General features: G+C 48.7%; 21 protein-coding genes and 1 riboswitch. Of the genes, 6 read left to right on the plus strand and 15 right to left on the minus strand.

Annotated elements, in window-relative coordinates:
- Positions 1 to 32 precede the first annotated feature (32 nt).
- From KNQ03_RS05750 to KNQ03_RS05760, 3 genes are read left to right on the plus strand one after another with little or no spacing between them, the layout of a single operon-like run.
- Positions 33 to 827 (plus strand): glycosyltransferase family 2 protein, encoded by a 795-nt coding sequence (locus tag KNQ03_RS05750; RefSeq protein ID WP_214723833.1) that lies wholly within the window; start codon positions 33 to 35, stop codon positions 825 to 827.
- A 4-nt stretch (positions 828 to 831) separates the two neighbouring features.
- Complete coding sequence (locus tag KNQ03_RS05755) at positions 832 to 1,329, plus strand: Lrp/AsnC family transcriptional regulator (RefSeq protein WP_214723835.1); 498 nt, start codon at positions 832 to 834, stop codon at positions 1,327 to 1,329.
- Positions 1,326 to 2,516 (plus strand): aminotransferase, encoded by a 1,191-nt coding sequence (locus KNQ03_RS05760; RefSeq protein WP_214723837.1) that lies wholly within the window; start codon positions 1,326 to 1,328, stop codon positions 2,514 to 2,516. The genes KNQ03_RS05755 and KNQ03_RS05760 overlap by 4 nt, the downstream gene beginning before the upstream one ends.
- Before the next feature lie 41 nt (positions 2,517 to 2,557).
- Here the strand turns inward: KNQ03_RS05760 and KNQ03_RS05765 are convergent, their stop codons facing one another.
- Complete coding sequence (locus KNQ03_RS05765; RefSeq protein ID WP_251140238.1) at positions 2,558 to 3,445, minus strand: MazG nucleotide pyrophosphohydrolase domain-containing protein; 888 nt, start codon at positions 3,443 to 3,445, stop codon at positions 2,558 to 2,560.
- Positions 3,411 to 3,596, minus strand: a complete 186-nt coding sequence (locus tag KNQ03_RS05770) for a hypothetical protein (RefSeq protein WP_050678640.1) — start codon at positions 3,594 to 3,596, stop codon at positions 3,411 to 3,413. Before KNQ03_RS05770 ends, KNQ03_RS05765 begins: the two co-directional genes overlap by 35 nt.
- A gap of 93 nt (positions 3,597 to 3,689) precedes the next feature.
- Here KNQ03_RS05770 and ytvI point away from each other — a divergent pair, with 93 nt between their 5' ends.
- The gene (gene ytvI / locus KNQ03_RS05775; RefSeq protein WP_050678641.1) at positions 3,690 to 4,814 is read left to right on the plus strand and encodes a sporulation integral membrane protein YtvI; all 1,125 of its coding nucleotides are present in this window, start codon (positions 3,690 to 3,692) and stop codon (positions 4,812 to 4,814) included.
- On the opposite strand, the gene KNQ03_RS05780 is transcribed toward ytvI, so the two are convergent.
- The 3 genes from KNQ03_RS05780 to KNQ03_RS05790 are packed head-to-tail and all read right to left on the minus strand — an operon-like array spanning position 4,794 to position 7,022.
- Positions 4,794 to 5,462 (minus strand): DUF429 domain-containing protein, encoded by a 669-nt coding sequence (locus tag KNQ03_RS05780; RefSeq protein ID WP_214723839.1) that lies wholly within the window; start codon positions 5,460 to 5,462, stop codon positions 4,794 to 4,796. The two genes, ytvI and KNQ03_RS05780, sit on opposite strands and share 21 nt — an antisense overlap.
- A complete protein-coding gene (locus KNQ03_RS05785) occupies positions 5,443 to 5,613 on the minus strand; it encodes a hypothetical protein (protein ID WP_156323189.1) in 171 nt (56 codons plus the stop codon). Before KNQ03_RS05785 ends, KNQ03_RS05780 begins: the two co-directional genes overlap by 20 nt.
- Entirely contained in the window at positions 5,610 to 7,022 is a 1,413-nt protein-coding gene (locus tag KNQ03_RS05790; protein ID WP_149427747.1) for a leucyl aminopeptidase, read from the minus strand. The genes KNQ03_RS05785 and KNQ03_RS05790 overlap by 4 nt, the downstream gene beginning before the upstream one ends.
- 353 nt (positions 7,023 to 7,375) lie before the next feature.
- On the opposite strand from KNQ03_RS05790, the gene ptsP reads away from it, so the two are divergent.
- Entirely contained in the window at positions 7,376 to 9,100 is a 1,725-nt protein-coding gene (gene ptsP / locus KNQ03_RS05795) for a phosphoenolpyruvate--protein phosphotransferase (RefSeq protein ID WP_023469128.1), read from the plus strand.
- A gap of 109 nt (positions 9,101 to 9,209) precedes the next feature.
- On the opposite strand, the gene KNQ03_RS05800 is transcribed toward ptsP, so the two are convergent.
- The 6 genes from KNQ03_RS05800 to KNQ03_RS05825 all read right to left on the minus strand — a co-directional run bounded on the left by KNQ03_RS05800 (position 9,210) and on the right by KNQ03_RS05825 (position 17,429).
- On the minus strand, positions 9,210 to 10,727 hold the full coding sequence (locus tag KNQ03_RS05800) for an MDR family MFS transporter (RefSeq protein WP_214723841.1): 1,518 nt from the start codon (positions 10,725 to 10,727) through the stop codon (positions 9,210 to 9,212).
- A 152-nt stretch (positions 10,728 to 10,879) separates the two neighbouring features.
- Positions 10,880 to 12,991, minus strand: coding sequence for a glucose-specific PTS transporter subunit IIBC (gene ptsG / locus KNQ03_RS05805; RefSeq protein ID WP_214723843.1), 2,112 nt, complete (start codon positions 12,989 to 12,991; stop codon positions 10,880 to 10,882).
- Positions 12,992 to 13,119: 128 nt separating this feature from the next.
- A complete protein-coding gene (gene ptsG / locus KNQ03_RS05810) occupies positions 13,120 to 14,643 on the minus strand; it encodes a glucose-specific PTS transporter subunit IIBC (RefSeq protein ID WP_029342409.1) in 1,524 nt (507 codons plus the stop codon).
- A 216-nt stretch (positions 14,644 to 14,859) separates the two neighbouring features.
- Positions 14,860 to 15,717: a glucose PTS transporter transcription antiterminator GlcT gene (gene glcT, locus KNQ03_RS05815; protein WP_023469132.1), complete on the minus strand. Its 858-nt coding sequence runs from the start codon at positions 15,715 to 15,717 to the stop codon at positions 14,860 to 14,862.
- A gap of 101 nt (positions 15,718 to 15,818) precedes the next feature.
- A complete protein-coding gene (locus tag KNQ03_RS05820; protein ID WP_023469133.1) occupies positions 15,819 to 16,136 on the minus strand; it encodes a YuiB family protein in 318 nt (105 codons plus the stop codon).
- 81 nt (positions 16,137 to 16,217) lie between these two features.
- Positions 16,218 to 17,429, minus strand: a complete 1,212-nt coding sequence (locus KNQ03_RS05825; protein ID WP_214723845.1) for an NAD(P)/FAD-dependent oxidoreductase — start codon at positions 17,427 to 17,429, stop codon at positions 16,218 to 16,220.
- 243 nt (positions 17,430 to 17,672) lie between these two features.
- Between KNQ03_RS05825 and KNQ03_RS05830 the strand changes: the two genes are divergently transcribed.
- Entirely contained in the window at positions 17,673 to 18,671 is a 999-nt protein-coding gene (locus KNQ03_RS05830; protein WP_023469135.1) for an NAD(P)/FAD-dependent oxidoreductase, read from the plus strand.
- 242 nt (positions 18,672 to 18,913) lie between these two features.
- Here the strand turns inward: KNQ03_RS05830 and KNQ03_RS05835 are convergent, their stop codons facing one another.
- The 4 genes from KNQ03_RS05835 to KNQ03_RS05850 all read right to left on the minus strand — a co-directional run bounded on the left by KNQ03_RS05835 (position 18,914) and on the right by KNQ03_RS05850 (position 21,238).
- A complete protein-coding gene (locus KNQ03_RS05835) occupies positions 18,914 to 19,405 on the minus strand; it encodes a GNAT family N-acetyltransferase (RefSeq protein ID WP_214723847.1) in 492 nt (163 codons plus the stop codon).
- Positions 19,402 to 19,905, minus strand: coding sequence for a GNAT family N-acetyltransferase (locus tag KNQ03_RS05840; RefSeq protein ID WP_214723849.1), 504 nt, complete (start codon positions 19,903 to 19,905; stop codon positions 19,402 to 19,404). The genes KNQ03_RS05835 and KNQ03_RS05840 overlap by 4 nt, the downstream gene beginning before the upstream one ends.
- Positions 19,902 to 20,768, minus strand: coding sequence for an NAD-dependent epimerase/dehydratase family protein (locus KNQ03_RS05845; protein WP_058264691.1), 867 nt, complete (start codon positions 20,766 to 20,768; stop codon positions 19,902 to 19,904). The genes KNQ03_RS05840 and KNQ03_RS05845 overlap by 4 nt, the downstream gene beginning before the upstream one ends.
- Positions 20,769 to 20,887: 119 nt before the next feature.
- Complete coding sequence (locus KNQ03_RS05850) at positions 20,888 to 21,238, minus strand: HesB/IscA family protein (protein ID WP_029342414.1); 351 nt, start codon at positions 21,236 to 21,238, stop codon at positions 20,888 to 20,890.
- Positions 21,239 to 21,349: 111 nt separating this feature from the next.
- Positions 21,350 to 21,492: riboswitch (FMN riboswitch) on the plus strand.
- The last annotated feature ends 124 nt before the right edge of the window (positions 21,493 to 21,616 follow it).

Below are 21,616 nucleotides of genomic sequence, written 5' to 3' on the forward strand. Positions count from 1 at the left end.
GACAGGTGTCTTTGTTCAAGGAGCGATCACTGATGCCAACCGTATCCATCATCATTCCGACGTACAATCGTCCTCGTGAATTAGCAGAAGCGCTAGAAGCATTGACGCGTCAACACTATCAAGACTTCGAAGTCATCGTCTTAAACAATAATGGAGACGATGTCTCAGCAGTGACGACTGCGTATCAGGACCGTCTTCAACTAACCTATGTCGAGTTACCTGAAAACCATCATGTTCGTGCTCGAAATCATGGTGTCACGCTCGCTTCCGGTCGGTATATCTTACTTCATGACGATGACGACCTCTTATTACCGAGTCACCTCGAAGAAGCGGTCGGCGATCTCGAAGCTGGTGCCGACCTCACCTATACGGACGCGGAACTCTTTACGTATCGCTGGGAAGAGGATCACCGGATTGCAGTCGATTCTGAGCCATTCGCGTATCCGTACGATCCGGAGACGATTCGAGAAGACTCGACGTACATTCCGTCCGGGTCACTCTACCGTAAATCGCTCCACGATCAACTCGGTCCATTTGATGAGGACGTCTTCAACTACTGGGACTGGGATTGGATCTTACGCGTCGGCAAGGAACATTTAATACTGCACCCGGCGCGCGCGACCGTCTTATATGCTTTCAATCCGTCGGGTAATCATGAATCCGCGCGTCAGGATGCAGGGCGACGCGTCTTTTTTGAACGCCTCGTTGAAAAACACCAACTTCCGACAAATGAAATGAAGAACTTCCATATCGTCCAGGCTGAGCGACGCGCACGATTGCGCCAGACCCGCCGTACCTTCAATGGTCAATTGACAGAAAGTGAGTGATCCCATGTACACCGAAAAACAACTCGAATTATTAGCATTATTAACACAAAATGGTCCGATGGGCGTGGACTTGCTTGCGCAAATGCTCGACTGGGAAGCGTCAGAAGTAGCAGCTTCCATCGAGACATTCAAACGCGACGGTGTCCTACTCGGTTACACCGCTGTCATCGACTGGCAAAAGATTCATGCCCATCATGGCGTGACAGCTTTCATCGATGTCAAAGTCACACCGAAACGTGGACGCGGTTTTGACGAGGTAGCGGAGCGCATCCATCGTTTCCCGGAAGTGACGTCCCTTTATCTGATGTCGGGCGCATATGACTTACAAGTCGTACTTGATGGCAAATCGCTACAAGAAGTCTCTCAATTCGTCTCGGAAAAATTATCGACGCTCGACTCCGTCATCTCGACGACGACCCATTTCCGCTTGAAGACCTACAAGCACGATGGTGTTCTCTTCAGTCAGGATGATGACGACAAACGATTGAAGGTGTCTCCATGAAGTCTCTATCTGAACGTGTCGAACAGCTAGCCCCATCTGGCATCCGTCGTTTCTTTGATTTAGCAGGATCGATGGAAGACGTCATCTCCCTTGGTGTCGGCGAACCTGATTTCGTCACGCCATGGAATGTTCGCGAAGCGAGCTTCGCAGCACTCGAGCAAGGTTATACAGCGTATAGTGCCAACGCCGGTTTACTCGAGTTACGCCAGGAAATCGCGCTTTACATGCAAGAAAAGTTCGCCATCTCCTATTCGACGACGGAAGAAATCATCGTTACGACTGGAGCCTCAGAAGGACTCGATCTTGCGTTTCGTAGTTTGATCAATCCAGGAGATGAAGTCATCGTCGTCGAACCGGCGTTCGTTTCGTATGCTCCCTTGATCGAACTCGCTGGTGGCATTCCTGTCGCCGCTCCGTGTCATGCAGAAGACGGTTTTGCGATTCAACCGGAAACGATCGAACAATTGCTGACAGATAAGACGAAAGCGATCATTTTCTGTTTCCCATCGAATCCGACAGGCTCGACGATGTCGCGCGATCAATTAGCGGACCTAGCGTTACTCGTCCAAAAGCATGATCTATATGTCATCAGTGACGAGATCTATGCCGAACTATCCTACGAAACGGAAGCGATCTGCTTCGCGACCCTTCCCGGTATGCGAGAGCGGACGATCATCATCAACGGCTTCTCGAAAGCCTTCGCGATGACAGGCTGGCGGCTTGGCTTCACTTGTGCCCCACCTGCGATCACGCAATCGATGCTGAAGGTCCATCAATACGGGATGATGTGTGCCCCGACACTCGTTCAATTCGCGGGCATTGAAGCACTGCGTTCTCGTCATAAAACGGTCCCTGACATGGTGACGAGTTATCGTCAACGCCGGAACTACTTCGTTAAGGCATTAAACGATGCGGGTCTCCCGACACACTTACCGGGTGGCGCCTTCTATGCCTTTCCGTACATCGGTCATACCGGACTAACGAGCGAGCAGTTCGCTGAGCAATTGTTACTCGCTGAGCGTGTCGCCGTCGTTCCAGGATCCGTCTTCGGAGCAAGCGGTGAAGGTTATGTCCGGGCGAGTTATGCGAGTTCGATTGAACAACTGCAAGAAGCGATCGCTCGGATTCATCGCTTCATGAAAAAATGGCAGGCTCAAGATGAGGCAGCATCGTCTCATTCACATTAAAAAATGATCCGCCTTGCTCAAAGAAGCAGGCGGATCATTTTTTAGTCTACATAGAGAACGAGAAACATTCGATGGTCGTCTTCCGCATGATACGGCGAGATCGGACCGAGTTGTGGCGCAAAGACTTCTAAGCGATACGGTGAATCCTTGAAGTCAAGCGGTGTCCGCTCTTTGATCAAGCGTCCCATTTCGTCCGCTAGTTCTTTCACTTCAACCAAACTACGCGAGCGTTCCATCGGTGCTTCGAAGACGAATGCCTCGATCCCCTCAATCGTCGCACATCGGAGAAAACGCCGGAGTGACGGTAATGCTGCTTCCATGTTATCCTCTATCGTTTGGTTCTCCTCGTACACAGGGGCTCCCCAGAGGCGTGCCTCGCTTCCTGTCGCACTTCGGAAATGATCAATCGTCTCTTCCGTGATGGGATCACGCGTCAACGCGAAGCGTGTTTTATCCCGCTTCAGATTCTTTTCATTCGTCCGGTCGATTTCTGTCAGTAAATCAAGTTGAAGTGGTCGTGCTAACCGAAACAGTTCGCGTTGCAGACGTGCTAAGGAATGACCAATCGGAACAATTGTGTCTTTCGCTTTCGGAGGTTTATCCCCTTCATAACCGTTCATGACACGTGCGATTTGTCCGGCCTCATAAACGAGTCGATAAAACGAACCGTCCTGATCATCATTTACTGTACCGAGCGTCTCATGCTGTGCTGCAAGATCCGTCACGTATTGGTTCGCAAGACAGGTCGAGATCATCAAGACGTCGACAAGTTCAAAGCGAAGGGCTTCTAAATCATTTTGTTCTAGTGCTTCTCCGACTTCACCGACTTCTTCCGTCAGGCGCGCGAGACCAGATAGCGGTCGAAAATAACCACCGAGTGAGCGAATCGTCGCATCAACCTTTTGTTGCAGTGTCTTCATCTGTTCCATCTGTCTGACCCTCCACGATCGCCTGGCGTACGTGCATTTCTGTCTCCTGTTTAACGTGTTGCGCAAACGCCTGGTTTTTCTTCCATTCCCGGATTCCGACAGATGTCGCAGCAATCAATGCAGCAATTAGTCCAATTTCTCTTTTACGCATCGAGATCTCCTCCTTTTGAATGACTCGTAACCTATCTAAACATGATATGATGATATCAATTAATTCTACATAATCCAGTAAGAGGTGTTGCTTGTGTCGACTGAACGTCTTTGGCAAATGGCCCGGTTCCTGACGGTGATCTTCGCCTTCTTAGTTGGTGGATGGTTACTCATCCGCCTCTCGTCCATTTTGTATCCGTTTGTCTTTGCGTTTCTGCTTGCCCTTTTGAGTCGACCGCTCGTCGATTTTTTCCAAAAGCGGTTACGAATCACTCGCGGATGGGGTGCGTTGTTGTCCATCATTTTGATCAGTGGCTTATTAGTTGGTTCGCTCGCCTTGATCATCATGCAGTTGATTCGCGGTCTTGTATTTGTCGCCAACCAATTACCGGCGCAAATCCAAGAGTTGAGCCTGTATTTTCAAAAGCTGTACAATGAAAAACTGGCACCCATCTGGAACGATGCTTCCGAAGCCTTACGCTCACTAGAGCCATCGCAACAAAATACGGTTCAAAACAGTATTCAATCTCTCGGTAGTTCACTTGCGAGTGCGATTGGCGAAGGCTCAAAAAGTATCGCCATGATGCTACAGACGGTCCTTGCGACATTGCCATCGATTGCATTGATTTTCGTCATCGTCTTACTTGCTTGGTTTTTCATCGCAAAAGATTGGCACCAGTACGAGATGCGATTGAAGCGCTATGAGATGCTTCCTTGGTTCGCTCGTTTCGAGTCGGTCTTCCTGAGCTTACGATCTGCCTTATTCGGCTATCTCAAAGCGCAGCTCACGTTGATCACGATCACGTTCTTCATCGTCTTGATTGGTTTGTTCATCATTGGTGTCGAGCATCCGTTCGCAGTTGCTTTTATCGCTGCCTTTTTTGATATCTTGCCGTATCTTGGCACCGGTTCCGTCTTCCTGCCTTGGATTGCCTATTCGATCATCACGGGTGATACAACACTTGCGATTGGACTCGGGATTCTATACGCTCTCGTCATTCTGCAGCGTAACATCATGGAACCGAAAATCGTCGGCGATAATATCGGGATTCAACCAATCACGGCGTTGATTGCGCTGTTCGTCGGGATCAAATTCTTTGGTGTCTTCGGACTGATTCTCGGACCATTGATCGCTGTCATCTTAAAAGCACTCTACAACGCCCAGATTTTTCATTATATCTGGGACTTCGTCAAAGGATCACCCACACCATTTCGGTGAGGGTGATTTTTTTGGTACAGCTGCATATAACGGATACCCTTCCGGATCCATCGGTTGAGTTGCCGGCAGATAATCGCACGGAAAACGGGCGCCGGTCGCAAGCAGACAAGCGTCCAGCCAATCATCGATCGCAACATGCGACTGACGTTGTTCCCATAGCGGTGGACAATCAAAGCGTTCGAGCAATTCGATCCGTTCCGCAATGCCTTCGGTCGTTTTCTTTGAAAAGCGTGCCGGATGACCGGCGAGTCGCGCGAAACAGACTTCCGGATGGGCTTCAATCATCTCCGTTCGATATACGCTGCGGACTTCTCGGATTTTCGGTAATAGGTACCACGCTTGTTTTGAAAGCCCGATCCCCGCATGTTGTTTGGCTAAATCATTTGCTTCCATATAGGTAGAAGCTGTCAACGCACTACGAAACGGTGCATTAAAGACACTGCTCGTCCGCCCAGGTCGTAGCTCCAGTCGCAACAGTTGATCCGTTTCCCGTCGTCCTTCCATCAAGCCGATCGGCATATCGATCCAGATCCGGTCAGCTAGCGGAATCTGAGTAAGCGTCGGTTCGACGAATCCCGTATAACGACCATTTTCGTACATAACGACGACCCACCCCGCCTTTGCCGCATCAATCCCGATGACGTGCATTCGTCTTCTCCCGGAAAGAACGCAGTAGTGATAAGACGGTGAAGATACCGATGAACGTCGCGAGACCGAGCGATAGACGGTCGCGCGCATCCATATACCAGACGACGGCAAGAATCGTCAACAAGACGCCGAGTAGATTCCAACGTCTCATTTTTCTTGCTCGACGAACCGGTACAGACTACGGACCATGACGCCCGTTGCTCCTTTTGGACCAATCTCAGACGCTTGATTCTGTTCCGATGTTCCCGCGATATCGAGGTGTAGCCAAGGTGTGTCACCAACGAATTCGCCGACGAACGCACCACCGAAGATCATGTGTCCCATGCGTCCCGGTGAGTTGTTCAAGTCTGCGACTTCCGAACGGCGGACTTGTTTGATGAAGGCATCAACATACGGCATCTGCCAAACCATCTCATTCGTCTCTTTCGTCACCTGTTCAAAGCGTTCGTAAAGTGACGTATCGTTCGTCAACGCACCTGTGATTTCTGTTCCAAGCGCGACAAGGACACCACCTGTCAACGTTGCGAGATCGATGATCGCTTTAGGTTGATACTCTTTCACGTACGTGACTGCGTCAGCAAGAACAAGTCGTCCTTCCGCATCCGTGTTCAAGACTTCAATCGTTTTTCCCGCCATCGATGTGATGACGTCGTCTGGCTTGAAGGCATCCCCGGAAATCATGTTGTCGGTTGCTGGAATGACACCGATGACGTGAACATCTGGCTTCAGTTGACCGAGTGCTTCGAATAGCCCGAGAACCGCTGCTGCTCCACCCATGTCGCCTTTCATTCCGACGATACCGTCTTTTGGTTTGATGGAATAACCACCTGTATCGAATGTGACGCCCTTCCCGACGACCGCGATTGGTGCTTCTGCTGAACCTTTATATTCAAGGACAATCAATTTCGGTGGAATGACGGATCCTTGGTTGACGGCAAGCAAGGCGCCCATCCCGAGTGCTTCCATCTCTTCCTTATCGATGATCCGGAGATCATGCCCATGACGCTCCGCGATGAAGCGTGCTTCATCCGCAAGCGCTGGCGCCGTCAAAAGATTCCCAGGCATCGTTACGAGACGACGCGCTAAGTTCGTCGCTTCAGCCAAGACCGTTCCGCGGCGTACGGCTTCTTCCTCTACAGGTAAGACCGTCAGTTGTAACGTATATGCTTTCGAAGGCGACGTCTTATAATGTTTGACCTCATATGTAGCGAGGGTGAATGTCTCGGCAATCAGTTCGACCGGTTGCCCTGGGAATGTTGTTGCATCAACTGTGACATGTTCTAAGCGACGTGCTTTGACATGCTGTGCCGCTTTTCCGAGCAAGCGACGTAAATCGTCTTGCGAGAGCTGATCAACTTTCCCGAGTCCAACGAACAGTACACGTGCGACGTCGCCCGCTAACGTTGGCAATAGACGCAGTTCTCCTCGTTTCGTTGAGATATCGCCTTGACGAACCCACTCTTCTAGTTTGTCACCATACAATGCTTGTAACCGTTCATCGAGCGGTTGATTTCCAGAAATCCCGACAACGAGTACATCTACGGATTGATTCGTTTGCATATAAAACTCCCCCTTTGACTAGTATCTATTAGTATGAAGTGTTTTCAGTCATTTTCCAACTGATAGCCTCTCGACTTACCGCAAACGCTTTCACTACTTCTGTTCGACAATTTGTCGAAATGCTTGGTTTCAAACAATTGTTGCCCGTTTCACAATATGATAGGATTAAACGGGTGAAATGTTGAGACACTTCAAGAAACGATGCGTTTGCTGTTCCGGGAAATGTCTACGTTTTCATTCAAGGGAGAGTGCGCAGAAGGCTCGTTAAGAGAGAGGCGTTTATGGGTATCTATAGATAGCTAAGAAACGAAGTCGTCGCGTTAAAAAAACTTACTGAAAAGAGGGTAATGCACATGGCACAACATATCAAGGGAATTGGCGCTTCTGCAGGGATCGCGATTGCAAAAGCATTCGTGATGGAAACACCGGTCTTTGAGATTCCATCGCACAAAATCGAGGATGCAGCTGCGGAAAAAGAACGTTTCCAAGCGGCAATCGCAAAATCGAAGACAGAACTCGAAGTCATTCGTGAAAATACCTTACAAGAATTAGGTCCAGATAAAGCGGAGATCTTCTCGGCTCACCTTCTCATCTTAGAAGATCCGGAAATCGTCAGTCAGGTGAACGCAAAAATCGAGGACGAGCAAGCAAATGCTGCAAAAGCACTCGATGAAGTCGCAAACATGATGGTCATGATTTTCGAATCGATGGATAACGAATACATGCGCGAACGTGCAGCAGACGTTCGTGACGTCACGAAACGGACGATGGCTCACCTTCTCGGTATCACGTTCGTCACTCCAGCTCAAATCAACGAAGAAGTCATCATCATCGCGGAAGACTTGACTCCTTCGGATACAGCTCAATTGAACCGTAAATATGCTAAAGGTTTCGCAACGAACATTGGTGGCCGGACATCGCACTCTGCCATCATGTCACGTTCACTCGAAATCCCAGCAGTCGTCGGAACAAAAGTCGTCTTGACGGACGTTAAACACGGCGATCTTCTCATCCTTGATGGTGCTGAAGGTGACGTCATCGTCAACCCAAGCGAAGAGCAAGTTGCTGAGTATGAAGCAAAACGCGCAGCATACATCGCACAAAAAGAAGAGTGGAAAAAACTCAAGAACGAAAAAACAATGACGGCTGACGGTCATCACGTCGAACTCGCTGCAAACATCGGTACACCAAACGATGTCAAAGGCGTTTTGGATAACGGTGCAGAAGCAGTCGGTCTCTACCGTACGGAATTCCTCTACATGGATGCAGAGACATTCCCAACGGAAGATGAGCAGTTCACAGCTTACAAAACGGTTCTCGAATCAATGGGCGATAAAAAAGTCGTCATCCGGACACTTGATATCGGTGGCGATAAAGAATTGTCGTACCTTGATCTCCCACACGAGATGAACCCGTTCCTCGGTTACCGTGCGATCCGTCTCTGTCTCGATCAAACAGACTTGTTCCGTACACAATTACGCGCACTTCTTCGTGCGAGTGCATACGGTAAACTCGCTGTCATGTTCCCGATGATCGCAACGATCGAAGAGTTCCGTGCTGCAAAAGCACTTCTCCTTGAAGAGAAAGCAAACCTCCAAGCTGAAGGCGTTACGGTATCGGAAGACATCGAAGTCGGTATGATGGTCGAAATCCCAGCAACGGCAGTCATGGCTCGTCAGTTCGCAAAAGAAGTCGACTTCTTCTCTGTCGGAACGAACGATTTGATTCAATACACGATGGCGGCAGACCGGATGAACGAAAAAGTATCATACCTGTACCAACCGTTCAACCCAGCGATCTTGAACCTCTTGAACAACGTCATCACTGAAGCACACAAAGCAGGCAAATGGGTCGGCATGTGTGGTGAGATGGCAGGAGAAGAATTGGCACTCCCAATCCTTCTTGGTCTTGGTCTCGATGAGTTCTCAATGTCAGCATCATCTGTTCTTCGCGCTCGTAGCTTGATGACACGTCTCAACAAGTCAGAATGTGAAGCAATCGTCGAGCAAGTGCTTGATATGGATACAGCAGAAGAAGTCGTCGACTTCCTCAGCACGACATTCGATATCAAAAAATAAGTTCTGTCAGACGAATCTGGAGCAATCCAGGTTCGTCTTTTTTTGTCTTGTTAAACAAAAAAACAACGCCTCTTTCTAAATAAGAAAGAAGACGTTGTTGAAACGGTGATCATTGAGCTTGTTTCTTCTTTTCTGGAGTAGCTTGTTCCGACAAAATCGGACGCTCGTTCCCCATCAAGAAGATAAAGATGACACCGAGTACTGCTGGAATCAGTGCCCAGAAATAGACGGTTGAGATCGATTCTGCAAGCGACGTCTTGATCGCTGTCGCAACTTCTGGTGGCATCTTCGCAAACGCATCAGCCGTTGGGAACTGTCCACCGGACGGCGCCCCGCCTTGCGGCAACCGATCCGCTACAGCTGACGTAAACGTCCGTGATTGAATGATACCAAGCACTGTGACACCAAGCGTCATCCCGATTGTCCGGAATGTTGATCCCATCGAGGTCGCTGCGCCACGACGTTGCATCTCGATCCCATTGATACTCGCTAGATTCAATAGAGAGAAACTAAAGCCAACACCGAAGCCAAGAATGATCATATAGATCGTTACCGCTGTCCGCGATGTCTCAAGCGTCATCGTACTAAGGAGATAGACACCGAGTAGGAAGAAGACCGCCGAGACGATCATGATGTTCCGGAAACCAAACTTATTCGGCAACTGTCCACCAAGTTGCGCCGAGATGACCGAGGCGATCAACATCGGCATCAGGATCAGACCGGAGTTCGTCGCGCTTCCACCAAAGACACCTTGCACGAAGATTGGAATGAATACACTCGCTGAGATAAAGACGAATCCATAAAAGAACGCCACGCCTTGTGTTGCCGCAAATAAGCGACGGCGGAATAGACTGAACGTAATGACGGGATCCGCGGCACGTCGTTCAGCAAATGCGAAGGCAACGAACGCGACGAACGCTGCTCCGAACAGACCAAGAATTTGTGGCGAAGACCATGCATACTCTTTGCCACCCATTTCGAGCGCGAGTAAGAATAACACCAATCCGGCGACAAGCGTAAAGGCACCGACGTAGTCGATTTTCTGTGTCCGGTGCACCGGTGATTCCTGATAGAAGACCGTCACGAGACCAAGGGCAATCAAACCAAGTGGAATATTAATGTAGAACACCCAGCGCCAGTCGAGGGAATCCGTCAATACGGCACCAAGCAACGGTCCGAAGATACTCGAGATTCCAAAGACTGCTCCGAACAATCCACTGACTTTCCCCCGTTTTTCCGGCGGGAAGATATCAAAGATGATCGTAAAGGCAATCGGCATCAACGCTCCACCACCAAGCCCTTGCAAGGCACGATAGGCAGACAATTCAATGATCGAGTCTGCCATTCCACATAAGATACTTCCCACCATGAAGAGGAGCATCCCAAAGAGGAAGAAGCGTTTTCTTCCATACATGTCACTCAATTTACCGAAGATCGGCATTCCGGCAACGGTTGCGATCATGTAAGCCGACGTGACCCATGCATACTGATCAAACCCATTCAGTTCGCTGACAATCGTCGGCATCGCTGTCGCAACGATCGTGTTATCCATTGCTGCGACTAAAATCCCAATCAATAATCCGATGACGACAGGTGTCGTATTCGTTTTTGTTGTAGTCGAAGACATCGACGCACCTCATTTCTCAAAAAATTAGCTAACTCTTATAATAGCTAACTCATTGTATCATCATATGTGCAAAATCTCATTATCAAATGTGCTTTATGATCGTTTCACACAAAAAAGACGGATCGCTCAGGGCGATCCGTCGCTTTTCTTTTTTACTCTACTCGATACGAAATCGCTTCTCCGGCTTCGACCGTCCGTCCGACATCAACATCAACTTTTCGATCCCCACTATTCGTGACGATGATCGGCGTCAGTAATGATGGTACGAGTGGTCGTACTTGTTCAAGATCGACATTGAGGAGTGGCGTCCCCGGTTCGACACGATCGCCGGCTTTCGCCAACGCCTCGAACCCTTTTCCTTCGAGTGACACCGTATCAATACCGATGTGAATCAAGATTTCATCTCCATTATCCGCAAGAATACCGATTGCGTGTTTCGTCGGGAAGAACGTCGTGATCTCACCAGAGACAGGGGAGACAACATATCCTTCCGTTGGTTCGATCGCATATCCGTCACCCATCATGCGACCGGAGAACACTTGATCCGGTACATCATCGAGAGAACGAATGATACCGCTCAGTGGTGCGACATATCCATCTTCAGGCACGTAAGCCCCATCACGATCCCCAGCGAGTGGACCGGCATCTGCTGTACCAGTTCCAGAAGTCCGTGCTTCGTCTCCCGTTGGTACTTGTGGAATTGGATCTGCTTCTGGTGTCTCTTTCGGTTTATAATTTGGATCTTTCATGATATCTGCCATTTCTGTCTTGATCCCATCGGATTTCGGTCCAAAGATGGCCTGGACGTTATCTCCGACTTCAAGAACACCAGCAGCACCGAGCTCTTTCAAACGATCCTTATTAACACCTGATTTATCATTGACAGTAATCCGAAGACGCGTGATACAAGCATCTAAATGTTTAATGTTTGATGGACCACCGAATGCTTGTAGAATTTCATACGGTAGATCACCTGCTTGTGCCGTTGAGGTAGCGGCACCTTCCTTAATTGCTTCGCGCCCCGGAATCTTCAGATCAAACTTCGTGATGACGAAGCGGAATCCGAAGTAGTAGATGACGGCGAAGACAAGACCGACTGGAATGACGAGCCACCACGAGGTTCGGTTCGGTAGAATCCCGAATAACGTGTAGTCAATCAGTCCACCGGAGAACGTCATCCCGATCTTGACGTTCAGTAAATCCATGATCATGAATGAAAGTCCGGCAAAGACGGCGTGAACGGCAAACAAAAGTGGTGCGACGAATACGAAGGAGAACTCGACTGGCTCCGTGATCCCAGTTAAGAAAGAAGTCAACGCAGCTGAGAAGTAAAGACCTTCGACGGCTTTACGACGATCCTTCGCAACGGTATGGTACATCGCAAGACAGGCTGCTGGAAGACCGAACATCATGAATGGATATTTCCCGGTCATATATGTCCCTGCTGTAAATGGTACACCGTCCTTCAACTGTGCGAAGAAGATCCGCTGATCCCCATTGATGATCGTTCCTGCTTTATCCGTATATTCCCCAAACTGGAACCAGAAGCTTGAGTACCAGATATGGTGAAGACCAAACGGAATCAACGAACGTTCGACAAGTCCAAAGATGAAGGCAGACAACGGTTCGTTCGCTTCGATGATTGTTTTCGAAAATGTGTTGATTCCACTACCGATCGGTGGCCAAATATACGACAAGGCAAACCCGGCGACAAGACTGAATAAGGCGGTTGCGATCGGAACAAAACGCTTCCCTGCGAAGAATCCGAGGAAATCAGGCAGTTTGATTTTAAAGAATTTATTATAACTGTACGCTGCTATCAAACCGGCAATGATCCCTCCGAATACCCCCATTTGCAAGGTCGGTATCCCGAGGACCGTCGCATACGACAAGTCACTCGCTTTCTGTGCTTCCGTGATTTTTTCTGGTGTGATCTGTAAGAAAGAACTGATGACCTTGTTCATGATCAAGAAACCGACGATCGCTGCTAGACCGGCGACCCCTTCCCCATTCGCAAGACCAATCGCGACCCCGACGGCAAACAGTAACCCGAGGTTCGCAAAGATGATATCACCCGCATCCTGCATGACCCGCCAGATGACGACTAGCGAATCGTTCTCGAGGAACGGTAAATATTGCGTCAAGTTCGGGTTTTGAAACGCTGTCCCGAACGCGAGCAATAGCCCCGCTGCCGGCAAAATCGCTACCGGTAACATCAAGGCCTTACCGATCCGCTGTAAGACACCAAACACGTTTTTCCACATGCGTATATTCCCTCCTTTTTTAAACAAACTACTTAATTCATACCCTAAAATATTCTAGTGCAAAACGATTCTAAAAGATTTTTCCAAAAAAAATGAGACCTTCCGCAGAAGGACTCATTTTAAAAACATTAGACTGTTTTTTCTTGTTTACGTGATGCGATGACGGCTTGGATTTCAGACTTGATGTTGTCTGATTTCGGTCCGTAGATCGCTTGAACGTTGTTACCAACTTCAAGGACACCAGCAGCACCTAATTTTTTCAACTCATCTTTGTTGACTTTCGATTTGTCGAGAACTTCGACACGAAGACGTGTGATACATGCATCCAAGTGTTTGATGTTCGACTCTGAACCGAGTGCATCAAGGATACCTTCAGCGAGTTCAGAACCTTGAGCAGATGAAGTCTCTTGCGCTGCATCTTCACGACCTGGAGTTTTCAGGTTGAACTTGCGGATTGCGAAACGGAATCCAACATAGTAGATGACAGAGAGTGCAAGACCGACGACGATGACGAGCCACCACTGCGTGCGTCCTGGAAGAACACCGAAGAGAAGGAAGTCAATCAAACCACCAGAGAATGTCATACCGATCTTAACGTTCAACAATTGCATCGTCATGAACGAGAGACCTGCGAAGACTGCGTGAACTGCGAACAAGATTGGAGCAACGAACAAGAATGCGAATTCGATTGGCTCTGTGATACCTGTCAAGAATGCTGTAAGTGCTGCTGATCCAAGAAGACCACCAACGACTGCACGGCGCTCAGGACGAGCTTCGTGGTACATAGCGAGTGCTGCTGCTGGAAGACCGAACATCATGAACGGGAATTTACCAGTCATGAACGTACCAGCAGTCAATTCAACGTTATCTTTCAATTGAGCGAAGAAGATCGCTTGGTCACCACGAACGACATCACCTGCTGCATTCGTGTACGAACCGAATTCGAACCAGAATGGTGCATAGAAGATGTGGTGAAGACCGAATGGAATCAACGAACGTTCGATGAGACCGAAGACGAATGCTGCGAGTGTTGGGTTCTTCTCCATCATGAAGTGGGAGAATGTGTTCAATCCGTCCTGAGCGAACGGCCAAACGAATACAAGCACAAGACCAGCGAACAATGAAACGACAGCAGTAACGATTGGAACGAAACGTTTACCAGCAAAGAATCCGAGGAACTGCGGCAATTCGAGATTATGGTACTTCCCATACGCCCAAGCTGCGATCAGACCGATGATGATACCTCCGAATACCCCAGTTTGAAGTGTTGGGATTCCGAGTACGTTTGCATACCCTTGACCGTTAGCAACCATTTCTGGTGTAACGCCGAGCCAAACGCTCATTGTTTTGTTCATGATCAAGAATCCGACGATTGCCGCAAGTCCGGCTGCGCCGTCCCCTGCAAGACCAATCGCGACACCGACCGCGAATAAGAGTGCTAAGTTACCGAAGATGATATCCCCGGCTGCTTCCATCAATTTTGCAACCTTGATGATTGCATCATTTTTCAAGAACTCGAGTTTTGACGTCAAGTTCGGATTTTGCATCGCGTTACCGAATCCGAGTAGGATACCGGCAGCTGGCAAAATCGCTACAGGAAGCATCAACGCTTTACCGACACGTTGAAGAACAGCAAAAATCTGTTTGAACATGTGTGTTTCCTCCTTTTCCTGTTAAGAGCGAAGTATGATGAATAATGCCAATGATTGAGACGAAAAAAGTCAGACATCTGACCGATTTTTACAGAAAAAAATCAGGCACGAGCGGATTGTAGACAATAGACTTATCCCGTTGCATAACGGAAATAAAGCTTCTTGCCCGACATCCCACTCATGCCTGATCGTATCAGTAACACGTAGTCCGTGCGGTCATTTACCTGAATCGTACTGCACTAAGCGTTGCAGATGCATCGTAAGATACGTCGCCTCACCGCGCGGTACCGCTTTCTTCAACTGACGTTCCATGATGGACATCAGCTCCCAAGCAGTATCATAGCATAGCGGATATTCTTCACGCAATAGCTTTTCTACTTTTTCTGGAGCCTCTAGATACTCCCCATTGGAAACCCTTTCAATCGCTGAACGAAGATGCCGAATCAGACGCTTGTAATCAAGCGATTTTCGATCGATTTTAATCTCCAGTCGCTGTTCGATATGACTAGCAATTAAACCGACGAGTTGATGATGGCGGTTGACTTCGAGTACGTCTTTGAAGTTCGTCGCTGAATGAATATGAAGTGCGATGAATCCTGTCTCAGCTGGAGGCAGGTAAAAATTCATCTCGGCACTGATGAACTCGACGATTTCTTCTGCAAGGGCGTACTCTTCCGGATACAAGGCTTCCGTTTCAGCAAGAAACGGATTCGTGACTTCCATTCCTTGTTCCAGTCGCTTGAACGTAAACGTCAAATGATCCGTCAATCCGATATGGATATGTTCGTCGACCTTTTTTCCGAAGCGCGTCTCGATCATCGAGACGATCTCGTTCATCAACGCGATGAAATTCTCATCGAGATGACCGACGAGCGCCTTATATTGATCCTGTTCTTCTTTATCCTTCAACGTGTAGACTTTTTCCAACTTGTCGAGATCTGTCAGTTGATCGCCTGGCTTCCGACCGAAGCCAATCCCTTTCGCGAGGATAATGACTTCCTGATTCGCACCAGTCGAACAAATGACGACATTATTATTCAATACCTTGATAACGTGGTACATTTGTTTATCCATTCGCTCTCAACCCAATCTGCTCTTACACATTTATTTAAAGACATTGTTTTTATTATAACGGTTTTTCAGACACGAAAAAAGCCTACTTACTCAAGTAGACTTTAAAACATTTGGTAACCGCTCTTACGCAAGAAGCGAATCGATAGACCTGCGATGATGATTCCGGCAAGACCAGCCGCGAACATCGTGATATCCGCTGTCTGTAGACCAGCAATCCGGTCTCCGAGATTCGGAATCGCTTCACGAGCATTCGTGAAGTATTCGAGCGTCGACTGGTTGTCGATCATCATGATGATGATGACCGGATAGAGTACGAGCATCACCCATGTACTCCGCAACAACATGTTTAAGATGAATCCGATACTAAAGAACATGACGAGATAAAGCACACTCCCGATCACGGCTTGAATGATATGCATACTGTTCCCCCTTTGAATCTCTTCTAGTATAACCGACAAAAAAGGCAAATGCACGAGTGTACATTTGCCTAAAACGTGAACTTAGAACTTCCCTTTTTTGATCGCAAGACCAAGTTTTTTCAGTTCGAAGAAGTGTTTGTTATCGATGACTTTTTTCATGAACGATGCATTACGACCGTAGATCTTCTTACCAAAGACCATGCCGATGCCGTCTTTGTGACCAAGCGAAGCGACCGTTCCTTTGTTCTCGTACGTGAACGTCGATGTTTGACGACCCGCGATGAGTGCTGCAATGTTCTCAGCGACTTTGTGTGCTTGTTGTGTCGCGATTTGTGCAGTCGGTGGGTACGGACGGTTCGAATTTGGATCCATGACTGCTGAACAGTCACCGATCATGAAGACATTGTCGTGTCCTGGAACACGGAGATCTTCTTCAACGACGACACGGTTACGCATCGCTTCGAAACCAGATGCTGCAACGACAGGGTTACCGCTGACGCCACCAGTCCAGATGATCGTGTTCGCTTCGATCGTCTCAGTCGTGTCGCCTTGAAGCGGACCGAATGTGACGCTTCCTGGTCCACATTCCTTGATGCCGTTACCGAGTTTGAACTCGATGCCTTGGCGCTCAAGCCATTTGTGTGCATAGTTGACGAGATCTGCATCGAATCCTGGAAGGACTGTCGGTGCTGCCTCGATGTTGACGACACGAACGAGTTCGCGTGGAATGTCATATTGTTTGCACAGTTCTGGAATACGGTTGACGAGCTCACCCATGAACTCGATTCCTGTGAATCCAGCACCACCAACAACGATCGTCAAGAGTGAACGATCTTGTGATCCTGTTGTTTTGTACTGTGCGAATGAGTAATCGATATGTTCCTTGATTTTACGGACGCTGTTCAACGAGCTGATCGTCAGCGCGTGTTCCTTCAATCCTTTGATACCGAATGTTTCAGGAACGCCACCGAGAGCAACGACGACGTAATCGTAAGGAACTGTTCCGCCATCTTGTAAGAGAACCGTTTTAGCAGCCGTGTCGACTTTCTCAACGATACCTTTGACAAGTTTTACGCGTGACGGGTTGATGACATCATTGATGTAGATGCGCGCTTGCTCCGCAGACATCGTACCTGCAGCTGGTTCATGCAACCAAGTTGTTTGGTAATGATAGTCGTGTTTGTTAATCAACGTGATGTTCGCTTGATCGACGCCGAGTTTCTTTTGAAGGTTGACTGCTGTGATCAATCCACCGTAGCCCGCTCCAAGAATAACAATGTTAGGTGTGTTCATGTTCTGATACTCCTTACGAATCGTAGTTTTGTTGTGATTTTCTTCACATTCAATTACAGACGAATGCTCAAAAATTTTGTTCAAATAATGTTCACATGTCTATAAGCCTATTGAAACACTTTTCAGGAATGATTGCAAAAGAAAAATGTAATTTCCCTTAAAAAAATGTGAGATGTTCCGTACTTGCACCTTCACCCCCTACTTCCTATATAATGGACCTATCCAACGCTAGGAGGGAATCAGATGCACCAACCATATGATGTCACGATCATCGGCGGCGGTCCAGTCGGACTGTTCACCGCGTTTTATTCAGGAATGCGCCAGATGAAGACGAAGGTCATCGAGAGTCTACCTCAATTAGGTGGTCAACTCGCTACGCTTTATCCTGAAAAATATATATACGATATTGCCGGTTTTCCGAAAGTAAAAGCACAAGAACTGGTCGATCGGTTGCTTGAACAAGCAAATGAATTCGATCCGACATACGTGCTCGGTGAGACAGTCATCGCTTACGAACGGATGGATGACGGAATCATCCGCCTCGTCACGAATAAAGGCGAGCATTATACGAAGACCGTCATCTTGACGGCAGGAAACGGCTCGTTCGCTGCGCGTCCACTCGGAGTGGCAGATGCAGAACGCTTCGAAGAAACAAACTTACACTATTTCGTCAACGACATGGAACGCTTCAAGGATCGCCAAGTCGTCTTACTGGGTGGCGGTGACTCTGCAGTTGACTGGTCATTGATGCTTGAGCCGATTGCAAAATCCGTCACGCTCGTCCACCGTCGTGATAAGTTCCGTGCCCATGAACATTCGGTCGAACTGTTACACGATTCGTCCGTCAACGTCATGACGCCGTATACACTTGAATCGGTCACAGGTGAGACGCACATCGAGACGCTGACGTTCAAACATGCTGAAAGTGGTGAAGTCGTCGTCGTCGCTGCGGACGATGTCGTCTGTAACTTCGGCTTCGTCTCGTCACTCGGACCGCTCAAAGAATGGGAAGTCGAATTCGAACGCAATTCGATTCGTGTCAATTCGAAGATGGAGACTGCGATTCCAGGCGTCTTCGCTTGTGGTGATATCGCGACTTACGAAGGACGCGTCAAACTGATCGCAACGGGCTTCGGTGAAGCACCGATCGCCGTTAACCAAGCGAAGCTTCTCGTTGATCCATCTGCTCGTCACCCGCAACACTCGACGAGTCTGTTCGAAAAAGTAACGAATCATTCTTGAGATAACTGAATGGCTGAAAACAAATAAGAGGTCGAATTCCGGATGACATATCGGAGTCCGACCTCTTATTTTGATGGAATCACATATAGGACGTGAACAAACATCTTCGACTCCTACAGGAAAAGGAAGCACGATGTGTGCTTCCGTCAGGGATAGGTAAGACCCGACAGATCACATGGAATGGGAACTGGCGCGGCTTACCTCCCGCCTGAGGAAAGCAAAGATGTTGAAAACGTCCGATTTCATACGGATGATCTTTTAACAGGTATCCGGTAAACCCGTTGCACGAGTTCCACCCCACCTCGCTCAATCATCGATTCTTCGAAGACCTGACCACCGAATCGCTCGTAAAACTGGCACGCTGGATTATCCCGCAAGACAGAAACCTGCATCATCTCATATTCCGCTAAGTCCTCAGCGATGCGTTGAAACAAAGCTTTTCCGAGTCCTTGTCCTTGCGACGCTTGCAAGACATAAATCGCATACAACTCCCCTTCACGCGCATCACTTCGATTCGCTCCACCTTGCGCAAAACCAACGACTTCTTCTCCTGACACGGCAACATACACGCGCTGATTGACTAATGTCTGTTCCCATTGTTTCGTCCGTTTTTCGTGCGATAACTGCACTAAATAAGTGTCCGGAATAATACCTTGATACGTCTCCCGCCAGGCATCAATATGAACGCGGGCGATAGCTGACGCATCTTCAAGACGTGCTTCACGAATCCTCATAACGGGATGATGAAGCGACGTGTCTCGCGTCCATTACGAACAGTCGGCTCGATTTCTTGTCCACCGTTCGCCAAGATGACACGGCGAGATGCTAGATTATCAACGCCACACGTCAACAGCACTTGATCGAGTCCACGTTGCCGTGCTTCTTCTAGCGCTAAACGGAGTCCGGTCGTCGCATATCCTTTCTGACGCTCGGATGGTCGGATGCCGTATCCGATGTGTCCGCCGTACAACTTCAAGTTCTCCGTCAAGTCATGCCGGAAGTTCAGCGCACCGACGATTCGTTGCCCGTCGACCATCCAGTACGTCGAATGGGTGACAAGACCCGGTCTGACTGTTGTCTCCATTTCCTTCAGTTCCGCAAAATAAGCGCCCAGTGGTTCATATGTGTCTCCGACTGCTTCCGGCACGATCGTTTCGCCCGACTCTCGCCAGTCTTCTAAAAAGGCACGATACTCTGTCTCCCACGCAAGAGCTGGTTTCATCAACTGCATCATTGGTGATTGCGCACCTCCTCTTCAATCAAACGATCGAGCCAGTCATCGACATGTTGGAACAGATAGCCCGCTTGTTTCGCAGCTGTCGTATCCATATAGAAATCGCGTTCTGGCGCAAGCGGCGATTCATCCTCTCCTTTTGCAACGAGTTGACTCGTCGTTCCCGCAACGCGGTCGATCTTATCCACTAGGTCTTGAATTGATAAGACACCGTCACTTGCAGCGTTGATTGGTCCGGTCAGTTCCGAACGACCACACCACTCAAGAAAGGCAGCAGCTTCGTAACTTGAGATATACCCCATCTTCGCGTATGTGTTTTCGGCAACGATCGGACGACCGTCAAGCGCCCGCTTGATATGAAAGACGAGTCGCTCCGTATAGTCATCTGGTCCGAGGACGACCGGAAAACGGACCGCAACGACTGGGAACGTCGCCCGTTGGAAGAAATAACTCTCCGCTTGGCGTTTCCCTTCGCCATATCCATGTTCCTTCTCAAGCTCATATTTCCCGGGAAACGGATTGTAGGCACGCTCCGTGATATTCGCACCACCGTCTTCATAGACAGACATCGTCGACGTCAACACGTAACGCCCGACTTTTCCTTCAAACGCGTCGATCGCAAGCTTGGCTTGATACGGCGTGAAGCAAATGTTGTCATAAATGACATCCCAGTGCTGTTGGCTTAAGTCCTTCATCGTACTACTTGACGTCCGGTCCCCTTTAAAGAATGTCAAGCCCTTCGCGACCGGTGGCGTATGCTCGCCGCGTGTGACGATTGTCACGTCATCTCCCGAATCGGCTAAGCGAATCGCAAGCCGGCGTCCGAAGTAGCGCGTTCCCCCGAAGATCAATACTTTTCTCATCCTGAAGCCCTCCCTGTTCGTAGTAGCATTCACTCTCTTAAATATTTCGAGTCAACTGAACAGGTCTCCTGTATAAGAGCAATAAAAAAAATCGTGGACGATGTCCACGATTGGATTCATTAACAGCCACCCGGTGTCCCGGCATTCGTTGCCGTCCGGAACGATGTCCCGCAACCGCATGTTGCGATGGCATTCGGATTCGTGATTGTGAATCCGCCACCGAGCATCGACTGTTTATAATCGATTTCCAGTCCTTTGACGACCGGGTAATCTTTTTCGTCCACGATGACGGTCACGCCGTGCTGTTCGAAAACGAGATCCGTTTCTTTCTGTTGGTCGAATCCCATTCCGTACGACAGACCACTACATCCACCACCTTGGACGAGCATCCGAAGATTCCGTTCATCTGCTGGTGCCTGCGCCATCATGTCCTGGACTTGTAGCGCTGCTGCCTCCGTTAAATGGATCATGTCATCACCTTCCTTTTCTTTAGTATACGCAACTTCTGAGCGAATCGAAACCTAGTTGCTTGAAACTATCTTGAATTCGTTGTATAAATGGTATGTACAACAAAATAATCGTTCCATCTTCAGGGCAGGGTGAAATTCCCGACCGGCGGTAAACAACTCTTCTTGAGTTGAAGCCCGCGAGCGAATAGGGCGCTATTTGCTGATTCTGTGTAATTCAGGAGCCGACAGTACAGTCTGGATGGGAGAAGATGGCGGCATGAGTTTGAATTTGATCGATTTTTGCAATAATCGATTAGGTTTATTTAATGCGGACTTCTCCCCTGTTGATCTCATCAATAGGGGTTTCTTTATGGACGCAGTCATGCCAATACTTCATCG

This window comes from Exiguobacterium sp. s143 (genome assembly GCF_018618895.1).
Classification (GTDB): Bacteria; Bacillota; Bacilli; order Exiguobacteriales; family Exiguobacteriaceae; genus Exiguobacterium_A; species Exiguobacterium_A abrahamii.

Bases quoted from the DNA above. Each gene is read 5' to 3' on its own strand.
- KNQ03_RS05750 (WP_214723833.1), top strand. From the start codon at position 33: ATGCCAACCGTATCCATCATCATTCCGACGTACAATCGTCCTCGTGAA.
- KNQ03_RS05755 (WP_214723835.1), top strand. From the start codon at position 832: ATGTACACCGAAAAACAACTCGAATTATTAGCATTATTAACACAAAAT.
- KNQ03_RS05760 (WP_214723837.1), top strand. From the start codon at position 1,326: ATGAAGTCTCTATCTGAACGTGTCGAACAGCTAGCCCCATCTGGCATC.
- KNQ03_RS05765 (WP_251140238.1), bottom strand. From the start codon at position 3,445: ATGGAACAGATGAAGACACTGCAACAAAAGGTTGATGCGACGATTCGC.
- KNQ03_RS05770 (WP_050678640.1), bottom strand. From the start codon at position 3,596: ATGCGTAAAAGAGAAATTGGACTAATTGCTGCATTGATTGCTGCGACA.
- KNQ03_RS05780 (WP_214723839.1), bottom strand. From the start codon at position 5,462: ATGCACGTCATCGGGATTGATGCGGCAAAGGCGGGGTGGGTCGTCGTT.
- KNQ03_RS05785 (WP_156323189.1), bottom strand. From the start codon at position 5,613: ATGAGACGTTGGAATCTACTCGGCGTCTTGTTGACGATTCTTGCCGTC.
- KNQ03_RS05790 (WP_149427747.1), bottom strand. From the start codon at position 7,022: ATGCAAACGAATCAATCCGTAGATGTACTCGTTGTCGGGATTTCTGGA.
- ptsP (WP_023469128.1), top strand. From the start codon at position 7,376: ATGGCACAACATATCAAGGGAATTGGCGCTTCTGCAGGGATCGCGATT.
- KNQ03_RS05800 (WP_214723841.1), bottom strand. From the start codon at position 10,727: ATGTCTTCGACTACAACAAAAACGAATACGACACCTGTCGTCATCGGA.
- ptsG (WP_214723843.1), bottom strand. From the start codon at position 12,991: ATGTGGAAAAACGTGTTTGGTGTCTTACAGCGGATCGGTAAGGCCTTG.
- ptsG (WP_029342409.1), bottom strand. From the start codon at position 14,643: ATGTTCAAACAGATTTTTGCTGTTCTTCAACGTGTCGGTAAAGCGTTG.
- glcT (WP_023469132.1), bottom strand. From the start codon at position 15,717: ATGGATAAACAAATGTACCACGTTATCAAGGTATTGAATAATAATGTC.
- KNQ03_RS05820 (WP_023469133.1), bottom strand. From the start codon at position 16,136: ATGCATATCATTCAAGCCGTGATCGGGAGTGTGCTTTATCTCGTCATG.
- KNQ03_RS05825 (WP_214723845.1), bottom strand. From the start codon at position 17,429: ATGAACACACCTAACATTGTTATTCTTGGAGCGGGCTACGGTGGATTG.
- KNQ03_RS05830 (WP_023469135.1), top strand. From the start codon at position 17,673: ATGCACCAACCATATGATGTCACGATCATCGGCGGCGGTCCAGTCGGA.
- KNQ03_RS05835 (WP_214723847.1), bottom strand. From the start codon at position 19,405: ATGAGGATTCGTGAAGCACGTCTTGAAGATGCGTCAGCTATCGCCCGC.
- KNQ03_RS05840 (WP_214723849.1), bottom strand. From the start codon at position 19,905: ATGATGCAGTTGATGAAACCAGCTCTTGCGTGGGAGACAGAGTATCGT.
- KNQ03_RS05845 (WP_058264691.1), bottom strand. From the start codon at position 20,768: ATGAGAAAAGTATTGATCTTCGGGGGAACGCGCTACTTCGGACGCCGG.
- KNQ03_RS05850 (WP_029342414.1), bottom strand. From the start codon at position 21,238: ATGATCCATTTAACGGAGGCAGCAGCGCTACAAGTCCAGGACATGATG.